15 protein-coding genes and 1 pseudogene are annotated in these 15,545 nt (G+C 71.2%); 8 read left to right on the top strand and 8 right to left on the bottom strand.

Going from position 1 to position 15,545, the window contains the following annotated elements; all coding sequences use genetic code 11:
- Window positions 1-456: 456 nt before the first annotated feature.
- Window positions 457-1,671, bottom strand: a complete 1,215-nt coding sequence (locus tag OG963_RS38405) for an ROK family protein (RefSeq protein ID WP_093778834.1) — start codon at window positions 1,669-1,671, stop codon at window positions 457-459.
- A 241-nt stretch (window positions 1,672-1,912) separates the two neighbouring features.
- Here OG963_RS38405 and OG963_RS38400 point away from each other — a divergent pair, with 241 nt between their 5' ends.
- The 3 genes from OG963_RS38400 (at window position 1,913) to OG963_RS38390 (ending at window position 4,403) form a co-directional block, all read left to right on the top strand.
- Window positions 1,913-3,130 (top strand): MFS transporter, encoded by a 1,218-nt coding sequence (locus OG963_RS38400; RefSeq protein WP_093778832.1) that lies wholly within the window; start codon window positions 1,913-1,915, stop codon window positions 3,128-3,130.
- Window positions 3,131-3,251: 121 nt separating this feature from the next.
- Entirely contained in the window at window positions 3,252-3,620 is a 369-nt protein-coding gene (locus OG963_RS38395; RefSeq protein ID WP_093778888.1) for an SCO4225 family membrane protein, read from the top strand.
- Window positions 3,621-3,641: 21 nt separating this feature from the next.
- The gene (locus tag OG963_RS38390; RefSeq protein WP_093778830.1) at window positions 3,642-4,403 is read left to right on the top strand and encodes a maleylpyruvate isomerase family mycothiol-dependent enzyme; all 762 of its coding nucleotides are present in this window, start codon (window positions 3,642-3,644) and stop codon (window positions 4,401-4,403) included.
- 44 nt (window positions 4,404-4,447) lie between these two features.
- Here OG963_RS38390 and OG963_RS38385 read toward each other — a convergent pair whose 3' ends face one another.
- Window positions 4,448-4,849: a MarR family winged helix-turn-helix transcriptional regulator gene (locus OG963_RS38385; protein WP_093778828.1), complete on the bottom strand. Its 402-nt coding sequence runs from the start codon at window positions 4,847-4,849 to the stop codon at window positions 4,448-4,450.
- 87 nt (window positions 4,850-4,936) lie between these two features.
- Between OG963_RS38385 and OG963_RS38380 the strand changes: the two are divergent.
- Together OG963_RS38380 and OG963_RS38375 are read left to right on the top strand one after the other, a co-directional pair.
- A pseudogene (locus OG963_RS38380) lies at window positions 4,937-6,063 on the top strand (MFS transporter).
- Between the two features lie 103 nt (window positions 6,064-6,166).
- Entirely contained in the window at window positions 6,167-6,481 is a 315-nt protein-coding gene (locus tag OG963_RS38375) for a DUF6332 family protein (RefSeq protein ID WP_093778886.1), read from the top strand.
- On the opposite strand, the gene OG963_RS38370 is transcribed toward OG963_RS38375, so the two are convergent.
- The 3 genes from OG963_RS38370 to OG963_RS38360 all read right to left on the bottom strand — a co-directional run bounded on the left by OG963_RS38370 (window position 6,442) and on the right by OG963_RS38360 (window position 9,389).
- Window positions 6,442-7,107, bottom strand: a complete 666-nt coding sequence (locus tag OG963_RS38370; protein ID WP_030920908.1) for a response regulator transcription factor — start codon at window positions 7,105-7,107, stop codon at window positions 6,442-6,444. The two genes, OG963_RS38375 and OG963_RS38370, sit on opposite strands and share 40 nt — an antisense overlap.
- On the bottom strand, window positions 7,104-8,525 hold the full coding sequence (locus OG963_RS38365; RefSeq protein WP_371799927.1) for a sensor histidine kinase: 1,422 nt from the start codon (window positions 8,523-8,525) through the stop codon (window positions 7,104-7,106). The genes OG963_RS38370 and OG963_RS38365 overlap by 4 nt, the downstream gene beginning before the upstream one ends.
- Window positions 8,526-8,651: 126 nt before the next feature.
- Window positions 8,652-9,389 carry a TetR/AcrR family transcriptional regulator gene (locus OG963_RS38360; protein WP_093778824.1) on the bottom strand — a complete coding sequence of 246 codons (738 nt, stop codon included), beginning with the start codon at window positions 9,387-9,389 and terminating at the stop codon, window positions 8,652-8,654.
- 130 nt (window positions 9,390-9,519) lie between these two features.
- Here OG963_RS38360 and OG963_RS38355 point away from each other — a divergent pair, with 130 nt between their 5' ends.
- Complete coding sequence (locus tag OG963_RS38355) at window positions 9,520-9,969, top strand: nitroreductase family deazaflavin-dependent oxidoreductase (protein ID WP_093778822.1); 450 nt, start codon at window positions 9,520-9,522, stop codon at window positions 9,967-9,969.
- Between the two features lie 416 nt (window positions 9,970-10,385).
- On the opposite strand, the gene OG963_RS38350 is transcribed toward OG963_RS38355, so the two are convergent.
- Window positions 10,386-11,600: a geranylgeranyl reductase family protein gene (locus OG963_RS38350; protein WP_371799926.1), complete on the bottom strand. Its 1,215-nt coding sequence runs from the start codon at window positions 11,598-11,600 to the stop codon at window positions 10,386-10,388.
- A gap of 184 nt (window positions 11,601-11,784) precedes the next feature.
- On the opposite strand from OG963_RS38350, the gene OG963_RS38345 reads away from it, so the two are divergent.
- Window positions 11,785-13,149: a dipeptidase gene (locus OG963_RS38345; RefSeq protein WP_371799925.1), complete on the top strand. Its 1,365-nt coding sequence runs from the start codon at window positions 11,785-11,787 to the stop codon at window positions 13,147-13,149.
- Between the two features lie 61 nt (window positions 13,150-13,210).
- Here the strand turns inward: OG963_RS38345 and OG963_RS38340 are convergent, their stop codons facing one another.
- The gene (locus OG963_RS38340) at window positions 13,211-14,248 is read right to left on the bottom strand and encodes an NUDIX domain-containing protein (protein ID WP_093929795.1); all 1,038 of its coding nucleotides are present in this window, start codon (window positions 14,246-14,248) and stop codon (window positions 13,211-13,213) included.
- A gap of 198 nt (window positions 14,249-14,446) precedes the next feature.
- Here OG963_RS38340 and OG963_RS38335 point away from each other — a divergent pair, with 198 nt between their 5' ends.
- On the top strand, window positions 14,447-14,623 hold the full coding sequence (locus OG963_RS38335; protein WP_107063570.1) for a hypothetical protein: 177 nt from the start codon (window positions 14,447-14,449) through the stop codon (window positions 14,621-14,623).
- Window positions 14,624-14,734: 111 nt separating this feature from the next.
- Here the strand turns inward: OG963_RS38335 and OG963_RS38330 are convergent, their stop codons facing one another.
- Window positions 14,735-15,415, bottom strand: coding sequence for an SUMF1/EgtB/PvdO family nonheme iron enzyme (locus OG963_RS38330; protein WP_093778818.1), 681 nt, complete (start codon window positions 15,413-15,415; stop codon window positions 14,735-14,737).
- Between the last annotated feature and the right edge of the window lie 130 nt (window positions 15,416-15,545).

Below are 15,545 nucleotides of genomic sequence, written 5' to 3'. Positions count from 1 at the left end.
GTCGACGAGACGATCGACCGGCTGCGCGGGCGGCTCGGCGAGATCGTCCAGCAGGGCCCGGACCAGGGCGCCCGGCGTGAGGCAGGAGGTGCGGGGGCCGTTCTCGCTCTCGGCGGTCCTTCGCGGGCGAACCGCACGACGCGCCGGCGTCCGCCGGAGAAGCCGGCGGCGTCCGACGCGGGATCCGGCGGGCATCTGCTGGGTCACGACACCACGGTGCCGGAGACGCCGGGGATGGCGATCTGCTGCACCGGCTGCGGCCTCGGCTCGAACACGCCCTGGGGAACCAGCTGTTGGACGCGACACCGATCGAGAGCCCGGCGCAGGCGTTCGTGTTCGGCCCGACCGCGTGATCCCGCCGCTCGTGCGCCGGCGTGCCCGGCGGAGCCACAGGCATGCGGGCTCCGCGGAGCAGCGGCACGCGGATCACCCCGCCGGCGCTCCGCGGCCGCCGGTTCAGACCAGTGCGGCCAGCGGGTCGTCGAGAACCGGCTGCCAGGCCAGTTCGGCCGCGCCGACCAGGCTGTTGTGATCGAGGGTGCACGGCAGGATCGGCACACTGCCGCTGCGCCCCCACAGGCTGCGATCGGCGACGACGGCGCGCAGTCGCTCCGGGTCGGCGTCGAGCAGTGCGCGGTGCAGTCCGCCGAGGATGATCCGGTCCGGGTTGAGGATGTTGACGAGTCCGGCCAGTCCGAGGCCGAGCCGGTCGATCAGTTCGTCGGACGCGGCCCGGACCGCCGCGTCCTCGTACTCCGTGCGCAGCAGGTCGCTCGCCTGCTTGAGCAGTGACTCCTCGGGGCCCGGTTCGCGGCGGGCGGCGACGAGGAAGGCCAGCGGGTCGGTCTCGACGTCGAGGCAGCCGCGGCCGCCGCAGTGGCACGGACGCCCCTCGGGGTTCACGGTGAGATGACCGACCTCTAGGGCCAGCCCCGAACTGCCGGTGTGCAGGCGGCCGTCGAGGACGAGGGCGCCTCCGACGCCGCGGTGGCCCGTGGCCACACAGAGCAGATGCTGGGCTCCGCGGCCGGCGCCGTGCCGGTGCTCGGCGAGTGCGGCGAGGTTGACATCGTTTCCGGTGAACGCGGGGCCGGGGATGCCGGCTTCACGTACACACGTGGCGAAGATCTCACGGACCTGGGAACCGGCCGGCCAGGCGATGTGCAGCGGGTTGAGAGCGGTGCCCTCCGGTTCGGCCACGGCGGAGGGGACGGCGAGGCCCGCACCGACGCAGCGCAGCCCGCTGTCACGCAGCAAGCGGGCGCATGCGTCGACGACTTCGCCCACGACCTGGGCCGGGTCCGACGTGACGGTGACGCAGCCGGGATCCGTGGCGACGAGCCGGCCGCCCAGCCCCACCAGCGCCGCACGGAACCCGTCGGCATGCACCTGCGCGGCGATGGCGACCGGCCCGGACTCGCGGATGGCCAGCCGGTGCGACGGGCGGCCCTGCGAGCCTGCCGCGGAACCGGGGCTGGAGTCGACGCGGATGAGACCGAGCGCCTCCAGCTCCGCGGCCACCGCACCGGCGGTCGCGCGGGTGACGCCGAGCTCGGAGGTGAGCACGGCGCGGGTGGGCGCGCGTCCTGTGTGGACCAGTTCCAGGGCGGGCCCGAGCGCGCTCCGGCCCCTCTCCAACTTCGTCCGGGTGGTGGTCGCCTTGCCGTTCATGGGGGCGAGTCTCCCATGATCCGGAGCGACTGCCGACGCTCCGGTCGGGCGCTCCTGCCCATGTGCCGCCACGGCGGACGCCGTTCCGGTCCGCGGCGGCCACCCCTCCTGGTCACCGCGATCGCCCCTCACCGTCGCTGTCATCCCTCCTCCCGGTCACCTTGATCGCAGCTTCCGACCGTGTCGGCCCTGGCCGTCCGCCGTCTTGCATCCCTTGTCCACGGGCCCCTATGCTTCTTTTGTGCCGCAACTAAACAAACTGCGGACGGCCCTACCGGGGGGACCAGGCGGAGACACCGCCCCACCCTCGTCGGCCCGCCTCCGTACCGCGCTGACCGTGTTCTTCGCCCTCGACGGTTTCCTCTTCGCCGGCTGGGTGGTCCGCATCCCGGCCATCAAGCACCAGACCGGCGCCTCCGCATCCGCCCTCGGCCTCGCCCTGCTCGGGGTCTCCGCCGGAGCCGTCATCACCATGATGCTCGCCGGAAGGCTGTGCAGGCGGTTCGGCAACCACCCCCTGACGGTGGTGTGCGGAGCACTTCTCTCGCTCGCCATCGCCCTGCCCGCGCAGACGCATTCGGTCCTCGCGCTCGGTCTGGTCCTGCTGGTCTTCGGCGCCGCGTACGGCGCGATGAACGTCGCGATGAACAGCGCCGCGGTCGATCTGGTCGCCGGCCTGCGTCGCCCGGTGATGCCGAGCTTCCATGCCGCGTTCAGCCTCGGCGGCATGCTCGGCGCCGGGCTCGGCGGACTGGTCGCCGGTGGCCTCTCCCCCGCCACCCATCTCTTCATCCTCACCGGGGTCGGACTACTGGTCACCGCCGCCGCCGGACCGACCCTGCTGCGGCACCCGGCCCCCCGGCCGGCGACCGCCGCGGACCCTGCCGAACCGCCACGGCGGATGGCGGGGCGGGCCCGTAACCTGGTCCTGCTGTTCGGTGTGATCGCGCTCTGCACCGCGTACGGAGAAGGGGCCCTGGCCGACTGGAGCGCACTCCATCTGACTCAGGACCTGCACGCGCGTCCGGGCGTCGCCGCCGCCGGATACTCGCTGTTCGCCCTGGCCATGACCGCCGGCAGGCTCACCGGCACCGCCCTGCTCGAACGGCTCGGCCAGACCCGCACCCTCGTCGCGGGCGGTGCGACGGGCGCGGCCGGAATGCTCCTCGGATCGCTGGCACCGACCACCTGGCTCGCCCTTCTCGGCTTCGCCGTCGCCGGACTCGGCCTGGCCAACATCTTCCCCGTCGCGGTCGGCCGGGCCGGCGAGCTGGCCGGCCCGAGCGGAGTGGCCGTCGCGTCGACGATCGGCTACGGCGGGATGCTGCTCGGGCCGCCCGCGATCGGATTCCTGGCCGACTGGTTCTCGCTGCCGCTGGCCCTCACGACGGTGGCGGTGCTCGCCGGTGCTGCGGCGGCGCTGGGGTACACGGCACGGCATGCGACGGCCCGCGCCTGATCGTCGCAGGGGCAGCAGGCCTCCATGGCACGCACATCTGCCCGATTGAGTAGGCGTACTCAGGCAGGACCGGCTCCCCGGCCGCACGATGGAGGCATCGACCATCCACGGGGAGCAGGCCATGAACAAGCCGGTCATGAACAAGCAGCACCTTCGCACGCTCGCACGGCTGACCTTCGGCAATGCCGCCTCGCTGATCTACCTCGGGGTGGTGCTGGCGGCGGCGGTGTTCGTCGCCGTGGACACGCTGTTCGTCCCGCACGAGGACGCCTCGTTCGCCGGCGTCTGGCTGTTCCTGCTCGCGGCGCCCACGGTGTTCGTGTTCCTCGTCGGCGGCGAGCTGTGGGGAGCGGACGCGGCCGGACCGGCCTGGTTCATATATCTCGCCCTCGTGGTCTCCGTCCTCGTGCAGGCGCTCGCCCTCGGCTGGTTCGTACAGCTGGTGCGCGGCGGGGGACGATCCCGTACCGCGCATCCCCAGGGCGTCTGAGCCACTGGCAGAATCTCCGCCATGGAGACCACGGACCACGTCAAGTCCCTCACGGAAGCAGGACACTTGCTGGCCGCCGCGGCGGAGCAGGCCGGGCCCGGCGCTTCGGTGCCGACATGCCCCGGCTGGCAGGTGCGCAATCTGCTCCGGCACACCGGCATGGTGCACCGCTGGGCGACCGCGTACGTCTCAGAGGGGCACACCTCGTACCATCCCGACGGCGGCGAACCCGATCTCGACAGCGGGGAGTTGCTCGACTGGTTCCGCGAGGGGCACCGTCTGCTGGTGAACGCGCTGGAGAGCGCCTCGGCCGACCTGGAGTGCTGGACCTTTCTGCCCGCGCCCTCCCCACTGGCTTTCTGGGCACGGCGGCAGGCCCACGAGACGACGATCCACCGGGTGGACGCCGAGTCCGCGCGCGGCGGCCCGCTCTCGGGCGTGGCGGCCGGCCAGGCGCTGGACGGGATCGACGAGCTGCTGCTCGGGTTCCACGCCCGCCCGAAGAGCAGAGTGCGCACCGACACACCACGCATGCTGCGGGTACGCGCCACGGACACGGGCGACGCCTGGACCGTACGGGTCTCGTCGGAGCCTCCGCAGGCCGTACGCGAATCGGATGCCGACGCACACCGGGCGGGGTCCGTCGACTGCGAATTGAGCGGGACGGCCGAGGGTCTCTATCTGACGCTGTGGAACAGGCTGCCGCTCACCGCGGTCACGGTGACGGGCGACCGGGGACTGGCCCGCCTGTGGTGCGAGAACTCCGGAGTCACCTGGTCCTGACAGACGTACGGGAACGAGGGTCCCTGCGGCGGCCGGTTCCGCACTCAGCCGGTCGCGCCGTCCAGCATCCGGGCGAGCACCGACCGCTGCAGCGGCTTGACCTCGGCATGACGCGCCCGGCCCTTCGCCGTCAGCTCGACCCGGACTCCGCGCCGGTCCTCGCTGCACATCCCGCGACACACGAGGTCGTCCTTCTCCAGCCGTGCGACCAGGCGTGACAGCGCACTCTGACTGAGATGGACACGGGAGGCCAGCTCCTGTACGCGATAGGCGGCGCCGCCGTCCTCCGACGCGCCCTCCGCGAGGACGTCGAGCACCTCGAAGTCGCTGGCGCCGAGGCCGTGCCGGTGCAGCTCACGATCGAGCTCGCACAACGTCCTGGCATGCAGCGCGAGCATGTCCCGCCACTCCTCGACGAGCACTCGTTCGGGCTTGTTCGCTGCCATGACCGCACGTTAGCAGAGATGGAGCCGTTTGTTGCGTCGGAATTAAATGCACTTGCATTCAATGCATGTGCATGTACCTTCGTGGCCATGACCTCTCCGCTCAACGTCTCCGATTCCCATGCGCATTGGAGCCCGCGTCTATGGGGCACCCTGCTCGTGCTCTGCGCCGCGATGTTCCTCGACGCGCTGGACGTCTCCATGGTCGGCGTCGCCCTGCCGTCCATCGCCGACGACCTTGGATCGTCAGCGGGTACATCCTCGGCTACGGCGGACTACTGCTCCTCGGCGGCCGCGCGGCCGATCTGCTCGGCAGGCGCCAGGTCTTCCTGATCGCGCTCGGCATTCGTCGGCTCCGGGCCGCCGCTGATCGCCCAGGGGGCTTCATCAAGGGGCTGAGCGCCGCGTTCACCGCACCGGCCAGGCTCTCGAACATCACAATCGCACTGCTGACCGTCTTCGTCACCATCGAGCGACGCACCGCGAACCCGCTGATCCGGCTCGGTGTGCTGCGCTCCGGCAGCCAGGTCAGGGCGCAGCTGGGCGCCGCCGCGTTCTTCGGCAGCTACGTCGGTTTCCAGTTCCTGGTCACCCAGTACATGCAGTCGCTGCTCGGCTGGTCGGCCCTGCAGACCGCGCTGGCCTTCCTGCCCGCGGGGGTGCTGGTCGCGCTGTCCTCGACGAAGATCGGCGATGTGGTCGACCGGTTCGGGACGCCGCGTGTGATCGCGGCCGGCTTCACCTTCCTTGTCGTCGGCTACGGGCTCTTCCTGCGGATCACCCTCACCCCGTCGTACGCGGCGGTCATCCTGCCCTCGATGCTGCTGCTGGGCGCGGCCTGCGCACTGACCTTCCCGTCGCTCAACATCCAGGCCACCAACGGGGTCGACGACGACGAGCAGGGCATGGTGTCGGGTCTGCTGAACACCTCGATCCAGGTCGGCGGGGCGATCTTCCTGGCCGTCGTGACAGCGGTGATCACGGCGCACGGCAGCGGCGACGGCTCCTCGCAGGCGGTCCTCGACAGCTACCGGCCGGGCCTCGTGGTGGTGACGGCGATCGCGTTCGCCGGGCTGCTGATCACGCTGACCGGGCTGCGTCGCCGCAGGCCCGTGCAGCACTCCGTGCCGGTCGCGTCGTCCGAGGGCGACCGGGCCGCCGCCGAGGCAGCGGACGCCCAGCAGTCGGCCGCGCAGAAGGTGGCGGTCCGGGACTGACCGACCCGGCACTCCCCCCCATGGCTGACCGGCGAGGGGGAACGGGGCGGTGGACGGCGAGGCATCCTTGTCCGTCGCCCACCGCCCCTGTGACACTTCGGACATGGGACGCCGAAGTCAGGAAGACCGGGACGCCATGACCGTCGAGATCGGTTTCGCCCTGGTGAGCGCGGTCTTTCTGGCCGCGGTCGCGTTCGTCGCGGTCACCATGACCACCGTGTTCCTCGATCTGCCCCGTACGGCCGAACATGTGCTGGTCCGGATCGGAGCCGTCGTCGCAGCGGTCGTCTTCGTCGCCCGCCTCGTCGATGTGCTGTGGGGCTTTCCCCGCCGGGGCAGGCGGGGTCCGGCCGTCACGCACCGACCGCAGACTCCGTCTCAGCCGAGCCAACCGGGGCGTACGAGTCCCGACTCATAGGCGAGCACCACGAGTTGGGCCCGGTCGCGGGCACCGAGCTTGACCATGGTGCGGCTGACGTGGGTCTTTGCGGTGAGCGGGCTGACCACGAGTCGGCGGGCGATCTCCTCGTTGGAGAGGCCGATGCCGACCAGCGTCATCACTTCCCTTTCCCGTTCGGTGAGTTCGCTCAGTCCCGTCGCGGCCGCAGGCTCCTTGGAGCGGGCCGCGAACTCGGCGATCAGCCGTCGGGTCACTCCGGGCGAGAGCAGCGCGTCGCCGCCCACCACTGCCCGTACCGCCCGCAGCAGTTCCTCGGGTTCGGTGTCCTTGACCAGGAAACCGGAGGCGCCGGAGCGGATCGCCTCGAAGACGTACTCGTCGAGCTCGAAGGTGGTGAGCATGACCACCTTGACGTCGTCGAGATCCGGATCCCCGGTGATCGTGCGGGTGGCGGCGAGGCCGTCGAGATGCGGCATCCGGATGTCCATCAGCACGGTGTCCGGTCGCAGTTCGCGCACCAGACGTACGGCCTCCTCGCCGTCGGCGGCCTCCCCCGCCACCTCGATGTCCGGCTGGGCGTCCAGCAGTGCGCGGAAACCGGCCCGGACCAACAGTTGGTCATCGGCGAGCAGTACGCGGATCACGGTGTCTCCTCCGTCGTGTCCTGCACAGTGTCCCCCGTCGCGTTCCGTGTCGAGTCCTGCCCGGGATCCCCTGCCGCGTTCCGTGTCGAGTCCTGCCCGGGATCCCCCGTCGCGTCCACGAAGGTGCGCTCCGGTGGCGCCGGGCGCAGCGGAAGTTCGGCCCGCACCCGGAAGCCGCCGTCGGGCCGGGGGCCCGCTTCGATCGTGCCGCCCAGCGCGGCGGCCCGCTCCCGCATACCGGCCAGCCCGTTGCCGCTGCCCCCGGCGTCGCTGCCGGTGGCGGGTCCGTCGTCGTCGATGCGGAGCCGGATGCGGTCGGCCCCGTAACCGACCCGGACCCGCGAGCTGCGCGAGCCCGAATGCCGTACCACGTTCGTCAGCGCCTCCTGCACGATCCGGAAGGCCGCAAGATCCGCACCGGGCGGGACGGCGTTCCGTACGCCGTCGGTCTTCACCGTGACGGTCAGTCCGGCACTCGCCGCCTGATCGACCAGCTCGGGCAGCCGTTCGAGGCCGGGGGCCGGGGCCCTGGGCGCGTCGCCGGGGGTGCGGAGCGTGTCGAGGACCTGACGGACCTCGCCGAGCGCTTCCTTGCTGGCTGCCTTGATCGTGGTGAGCGCCGTGCGCGCCTGCTCGGGGTCGGAGTCGAGCAGCGCGAGTCCGACGCCCGCCTGGACATTGATGACGGAGATGCTGTGGGCGAGCACGTCATGGAGCTCCCTGGCCATGCGCAGACGCTCCTCGTCGGCCCGCCGTTTCTCCGCGGCATCCCGTTCGGCCCGCTGCGCTGCCCACTGCTCACGGCGTACACGCACGAATTCCGCTGCCGCCACGATCGCCACCACCCAGGCGGCGATGCCCAGTTCCTGCCCCCATGGCGCGGCCGAGTCGCCGCTCGGCGGCAGCCAGCGGTAGAGCCAGTGAGCCACCAGCAGATGCCCCAGCCACACCATCCCCACTGCTGACCAGGCAGCCCGACGGTGCCCCGCGACAACGGCGCTGAAGCATCCGACGGCGACGGCCAGGAAGACCGGACCGTACGGATAGCCGGCCCCGAGATAGATCATGGCCGCCGCCGCGGAGACGAACACCGCGAGGACGGGGTGGCGGCGGCGAAGCAGCAGTACGGCGACGGCGACGAAGAGCAACGCCCGGGCGAAGAGGTCCAAGGGGGCGCGCTCGCCGAGCTGGCCCCGGGCCGCGACGGACGAGCCGATCATGACGATCGCACCGAGCAGGAGGGTGGACGGCCACGGCAGACGGGCGGCGGACCTCGCGCTCCTCGCTGTCAGCCAGCGCGGCGGCCCGTCGTGCTCCCACGGTCCGCCGGGGCCCGCGTGCGTCCAGGACCGCCGCCGCGGCGGTCCGCCCTGCACCCGAGGGGGACCGCCGCTTCCGTGTGAGTGCTGCTCTTCCATACCGGCAACGCTAGACGGCGGGCCACGCCAGCGGCGTCAGCCGGGCGTGGCGATCACGCGTACTCCCAGCGGAGTACACGGTCGGCACGGTTTGCGAGCAGGGCGGGGCAAGGGGCCGCGGCCGGCTCAGGCGCCGGTGCCCGTCTTGCGACCGCCCCGCTCACCGAGCAGTCCGACGTGACGCGCCAGTTCGCCCACGGCCTGCCGGAAAAAGGCCTCCCGCTCCTCGACGAGCCGGTTGAACTGCCCGAAGATCTCGAAGGAGATCAGTCCGAAGAGCTGCGACCACGCGGCCACGAGCGGGGGGACCACCGCCGGTGGGAGGTCGGGGGCGAAGTCGGCGGCCATCCGTGCGGCCTCGCCACGCAGCTCGGCGGCGAGCGGCGGCAGCGCGAGGCCGTCCGTGCGATGGGCGTCGCCGACGATCGCGATGAGGACGAAGCCGACGCGGGAGGCGGGGCCGACGGTCGCCTGGGGCGCGGTGTAACCGGGCACCGGCGAACCGTAGATCAGACCGTACTCATGGGGGTGGGCGAGGGCCCAGTCGCGTACCGCGCAGGCGACCGCGATCCACCTGGCGAGGGGGCGGGCGGAGGCGGAAGGTCCTGCGCAGGATGCCCGGTCGGCGGCTTCGGCGGCCTCGCCCACGGCGTCGTACGCATCCACGATCAAGGCCGTGAGCAGTTCGTCGCGGCTGGGGAAGTAGCGGTAGAGCGCGGACGAGACCATGCCCAGTTCACGGGCGACGGCGCGCAGGGAAAGTCTTGCGGCGCCGTCGGCCGCGAGTTGCTTCCTCGCCTCGTCCTTGATGGCGGCGGTGACTTCGATACGGGCCCGTTCCCTGGCTCCTCGGATGGTGCTCATGGCGATCAGTCTGCCATGAACCCGGAGCACCGACCAATAACGAGAGCAGTGCTCTTGCTTTTGAGCACCAAGCACGTGCACACTGATCTCAAGCGAGAGCAGTGCTCACACTTTCCGAAGGGGAATCTCGATGTCCGTGCACGTTCAGAAGCCCGGTTGGTTCACCGTCAACGTCCTCAACCGCACCATCGCCTGGATCACCCGGCGCGGCATCAGCGTCTGGGGCTCGCGGGTCCTGGCCGTCCGCGGCCGCAAGAGCGGCGAGTGGCGCCGTACCCCGGTCAACCTCCTGACCGTGGAAGGCCGGCGGTACCTCGTGGCGCCCCGTGGCCACGTCCAGTGGACGCACAACATGCGCGCGGCCGGCGGCGGCGAGCTCCACCTGGGCAAGAAGGTCGACGTCTTCACCGCCACCGAGGTTCCAGACGACGAGAAGCCCGAGCTGCTGCGGGCGTACCTCAAGCGGTGGAAGGCGGAGGTCGGCGTCTTCTTCGGCGGCGTCGGCCCGGACTCGTCCGTCGAGGAGCTGCGCCGCATCGCCCCCGACCACCCGATCTTCCGGGTCACGATCGAGGCCTGACGGACCGGAGTACCCGCATCCGGCCCGGACCGGGCCGGTCACGCCCTACGTCACCCCTGCCGCTGAGGGCCTTCCAGCTCGTCCCGGCCGCCGCTTGCCTGCCGGTCCGCCTTTTCGAACCTTCCGGCTCCTCCGGACTCCGCCTGCCCATCGGCCCGTCGGCCCGTCGGTGCGGACCCTTCCCCACGTCCGTCCAGGGTCCTTCGTCCGGATCAGGCCGGCTCAGGGAGCGGCCCGCCGCGCAGCGGCTGATGTCACCGTGGTGCGTGCGGCTGCAAGGCGGACGAAGGGGCCCACGCGGAGCGCAGGGGGTCTCCCCTGCTCGATCGAAGCCGAGAGCTCGGGGAAGACCCACGACAACGCGGCAGATCCGCGTGCCGGCCCCCGTGAGCCCAGCATGATCCGAACGGGAGGCCCTAGCGGTCCATCGCCGACAGGGCGCGCTGCGCCAGCGGATGCGTACGGACCAGCTCGGCCAGCGAAGTGGTCCCGCGGGTGATCCCGGCGAACGCCTTCCAGGCCGGGCGGAATCCGGTCAGCACCGCGTGCAGTATGCCCGGGCGGCGCTCGAAGAGCTTCAGCATGCGCCTGCCGACACCCATCTCGACGCCGAGTCCGGCCTTGATGGCGAACGCGTAGTTGAGCGCCTGGCGGCGGGCGTCCACCGCGTCGTGCGACTCCGCGATCCGGACCGCCCACTCACCGGCGAGCCGCCCCGAACGCAACGCGAACGAGATGCCTTCACGGGTCCACGGCTCCAGCAGGCCGGCCGCGTCGCCGCAGACGAGCACCCGCCCGCGCGACAGCGGCGAATCGTCGCTGCGGCAGCGCGTGAGATGACCGGAGGAAATCTTCGGCTCGAAACCGGCGAGGCCGAGCCGGGCGATGAAGTCCTCGAGATACCGCTTGGTCCCCGCGCCATCGCCGCGCGCCGAGATCACACCGACGGTCAGGGTGTCGCCCTTCGGGAACACCCAGCCGTAACTACCGGGCATCGGGCCCCAGTCGATCAGCACCCGCCCCGCCCAGTCCTCCGCGACCGTCGCCGGGACCGGGATCTCCGACTCCAGGCCGAGGTCCACCTGGTCGAGCTTCACCCCGACATGGGCCCCTATGCGTCCCGCGCTGCCGTCGGCGCCGACGACCGCACGGGCGAGGACGGTCTCGCCGCCGGACAGCACCACGGCGACCGTGCGCCGGTCCGGGACCGCGGCGCCGTGCTGCTCGACCCGTGTCACCGTCACTCCGGTCCGGAGTTCGGCGCCCGCCTTCTGTGCCTCCTCGACCAGACCGGCGTCGAACTCGGGCCGGTTGATGAGCCCGAAGAGCATCCGCTTGGAACGGCGCGTCCGCGCCAGCCTGCCGTTGAGCGAGAACGTCACCGCGTGGATCCGGTCCTGCAACGGCAGTTCGAATCCGGGTGGCAGCGCATCACGCGAATATCCGATGATGCCGCCGCCGCAGGTCTTGTACCGGGGCAGTTCCGCCTTCTCCAGCAGCAATACCCGTCGGCCGGCTACCGCCGCCGCGTATGCCGCGGAGGCTCCGGCCGGCCCGGCGCCGACTACGACGACGTCCCACACGGACGACTCTTCCGGCTCACGTCCGGCGTCTGCGTTCTCGCTGCTCACGATGTGCTTCTGCTCCCGATCCCGACCAGTGGCCCACACTGCTCACGGCATCCTACGGCGCGTTGCGGCCGTCCCCCGCTGTGGGAGGATCGACCGTGCGTTCGCCATACATGCAACGCCGCATCCACGGCGTTCGTGCAGACGGATTCGTACACATAACGTCGCACCCACGAGGAGCGTGCCCATGACCGCCCATCCGATTTCCGAGACTGTCGCCTCGCTGATGCCCCGCGCCAAGGCGGAGCTGGCCGAGCTGGTGGCCTTCCAGTCGGTGGCGGATCCCGCGCAGTTCCCGAAGAGCGAATGCGAGGCGGCCGCCAACTGGGTCGCCGACGCACTGCGCGCCGAGGACTTCCAGGACGTCGCCCTGCTCGACACCCCCGACGGCACCCAGTCGGTCTACGGCTTCCTGCCCGGTCCGGCCGGCGCCCCGACCGTGCTGCTCTACGCGCACTACGACGTGCAGCCGCCGCTCGACGAGTCCGCCTGGCTCTCCCCGCCGTTCGAGCTGACGGAACGCGACGGCCGCTGGTTCGGCCGCGGCGCGGCGGACTGCAAGGGCGGCTTCATCATGCACCTCCTCGCCCTGCGCGCGCTCAAGGCCGACGGCGGCGTCCCGGTCTCCGTCAAGGTGATCGCCGAAGGCTCGGAGGAGCAGGGCACCGGCGGTCTGGAGCGGTACGCGGAGGCGCACCCCGACCTGCTGGCCGCGGACACCATCGTCATCGGCGACACGGGCAACTTCCGGGTCGGTCTGCCGACGGTCACCGCGACGCTGCGCGGGATGACGATGCTCCGCGTCACGCTCGACACCCTTGAAGGCAACCTGCACTCCGGGCAGTTCGGCGGCGCCGCGCCCGACGCGCTGGCCGCGATGATCCACCTGCTGGCGTCGCTGCGCGCCGAGGACGGCACCACGACCGTCGACGGGCTCGTCACGGACGCCGACTGGGAAGGACTGCAGTACCCGGAGGCCGAGTTCCGTACGGACGCGAAGGTGCTCGACGGCGTGGAGCTGATCGGCACGGGGACGGTCGCCGACCGCATCTGGGCCCGGCCCGCCGTCACCGTCATCGGCATCGACTGCCCGCCCGTGGTCGGCGCGACGCCGTCGCTGCAGGCGACGGCGCGGGCGCAGGTCAGCCTGCGGGTGCCGCCGGGCCAGGACGCCGCCGAGGCGACAAGGCTGCTGACCGCCCATCTGAAGGCGCACGCCCCGTGGGGTGCGCGGGTGGCCGTCGAGCAGGTGGGCCAGGGCCAGCCGTTCCGCGCGGACATCTCCAGCCCCGCGTACGCCTCGATGGCGCAGGCCATGGAGATCGCCTACCCCGGCGAGAAGATGCAGTCGTCCGGCATGGGCGGCTCGATTCCGCTCTGCAACACTCTCGCGACGCTCTACCCGGAGGCGGAGATCCTGCTGATCGGCCTGAGCGAGCCGGAGGCCCAGATCCACGCGGTGAACGAGAGCGTGTCGCCCGAGGAGCTGGAGCGGCTGTCGGTCGCCGAGGCGCTCTTCCTGCGGAACTACGCGGAGTCCAAGGGGGCCTGATCCCGCATTGCTCCCGCCGGTCCGGCGCCGGCGGGAGCACTCCGCGGCGGTGTTGCGGGCGTCAGCCGACCGGGACTCCGGCTTCCAGGTTGAGCACGGTCGACAGCTCGCGGGCCCGCAGTGCCCAGCGAAGCCGTTCGTACCGGATGGGTGGCAGCATCGTCGCCGCCTCCGCCTCGGTGACGAACCGCCAGCCGCGCAGTTCGGAGCCGGGCAGCCGCAGCCGTTCCGCTTCCTCGCGGTGCAGCAGGCCGCCGTCGAAGAGCAGCCGCAGTCCCCCGTACCCGGGCGGATTCGGTGGCTCCCAGTCGACGACCAGCAGCTTCGGTATCCGGTCGAGCCGTATCCCTAGCTCCTCGGCCACTTCCCGTATCCCGGCCTGGGCCGGTGCCTCGCCCGGCTCCACCACGCCCCCGGGGAACTCCCAGCCCGGCTTGTACGTGGGGTCGACGAGCAGGACCCGGTCGTGTTCGTCGAAAAGCAGCACCCCGGCTGCGACGGTCTCGGCGGTGGGCTCGGGCGTCTGCACGATCTCGCACGCGCCGACCGCTCCGATGCGTACGGCCTCGGCGATGCGCTCGGCCGTCTCCTGCGGGGTCAGTGTGCTGGTGTCGATGGTGTGGGCGTCCGCGGTGATCCAGTCGAGAGCCGCCCGGTAGGGCTCGATGTGCTCGTAGGCCCACTGCCGTACGCGTTCGCTCGCTTCCGGGTCGTCCGGTACCTCATCTCGACCGGCGATCCGCTGCCGCAGGATCGTTTCCTCAGGTGAGAGCAGCACGTGGTGCACCGGAATGCGCCTGGAGGCGAGCCCTCCGAATATCTCGTCGCGGTACTCCTGCCGCAGCAGCGTCATCGGCACCACGAGCACCCCCGGCAACTCGGCGAGCAGAGCCGCTGCCGTGTCCACCACCATGCGCCGCCAGATCGGCAGATCCTGATAGTCGGTCACCTCGGCGAGTCTCTTCTGGGGCAGCAGGTACCTCAGCGCCCCGCCGATCAGTTCGGGGTCGTAGAAAGTACTGTTCGGGATCAGCTCGATCAGTTCGCGCGCGGCGCTCGTCTTGCCCGCGCTGAACGCACCGTTGACCCAGACGATCACGGTTCCCCCTCTTCCGTAGCCCCCTGTGGCTTGCCCGCAACACCCTGCCGCGAAAACCCGACCGTGGCGATCCTGTTGCACGAACGGGGCCGCCGGAAGCCGCCGACGGGCGTCCCACTGTACGAATCCGGACGTCCGCCCGGCCGTAACGACGACGGCGGGAGGTCGTTGGAGCCGTCGAGGGCAAAGGGGTACACCGTGCGACGCACAGTACTGGAGCGGTTCCCGGCGGGCGGTCCGCGGGGCAGCTGGCCTGCGGAGGAGTTCGCGGCAGCACGCCGTGTCGAGGGCATGGCGGCCGAGGTCGTGATGGACCTGGAGGAGGACGCGTTCCTGGTGGTCGTACCGCAGCAGTCGGCGGACCGGGGGCACTGATCCGGCTCGTGGGAGTCGCCGGGTCAGCGGGACCGGTCGGATGCCGCGGGAACCGCCCGGCGGTCCGCGCGCAGCGGGCAGCCGGAGCTCAGGTCGCCGGCGACGTCGCTCTCAAACCTCGGAGAAGACGGAACGCGCGATGCGGAATCCCACGTCGTCGACCTGGAAGGTCGGGTGGCTTCGGCGCCGCACCGAGGCCCGGCAGCTCCAGTGCTCGTCGAACCACCCACCGCCACGCAGCACCCGATAGGTGCCGTAGACCTCGGCGTCGTAGATGTCCCAGCACCACTCCCAGACGTTGCCCAGCATGTCGTACAGACCCCACGCGTTGGGCTGCTTGCCGCCCACCTCATGAATTCGCTCGTGCGAGTTACCGCGGTACCAGGCGATCTCGTCGAGCCGCCCGTACCGGGCATCGACCGAACCGGCACGACACGCGTGCTCCCACTCGGCTTCGGTCGGTAGCCGGTATCCGTCGGCAGATGTGTCCCACTCGATGCATTCGTCGTCGGCATGGAGGCGATAGACGGGGGCCAGCCCCTCACGCCGGGACAAGGCGTTGCAGAAGCGGACCGCGTCCCACCACGAAACGCCCTCGACGGGCAACCGTTCGCCCTGCCCACTGCTCGGCCGTCGACCGGTGACCTGTGCGTACTGCGCCTGAGTGGTCGGGAACGCAGCCAGCAGGTAGGGCGCGAGCTCGACCGACCAGCTCCGCTGCGTCCGCCGGTCCGACAACGTCACGGGCCCCGGCGGGACGGCGATCATCTCGTTCTTCGCGTTCACGTCCATGTGCAGGTGATCATAGTGAGTCGCGGTCCAACAGCACTTCCCACAGTGGTTGGTGACAAAGCATCAGAGTCCGTTATGGGAACTCCGCCCGTTGCTCGACCCCCAGCGTCGTCCCCGCGACGAAGTGGCG

The sequence above is a fragment of the Streptomyces sp. NBC_01707 genome, assembly GCF_041438805.1.
GTDB lineage: Bacteria > Actinomycetota > Actinomycetes > Streptomycetales > Streptomycetaceae > Streptomyces.
The sequence above is the reverse complement of the archived record's forward strand: the minus strand, read 5'-3'. Positions and strand labels throughout refer to the sequence as shown.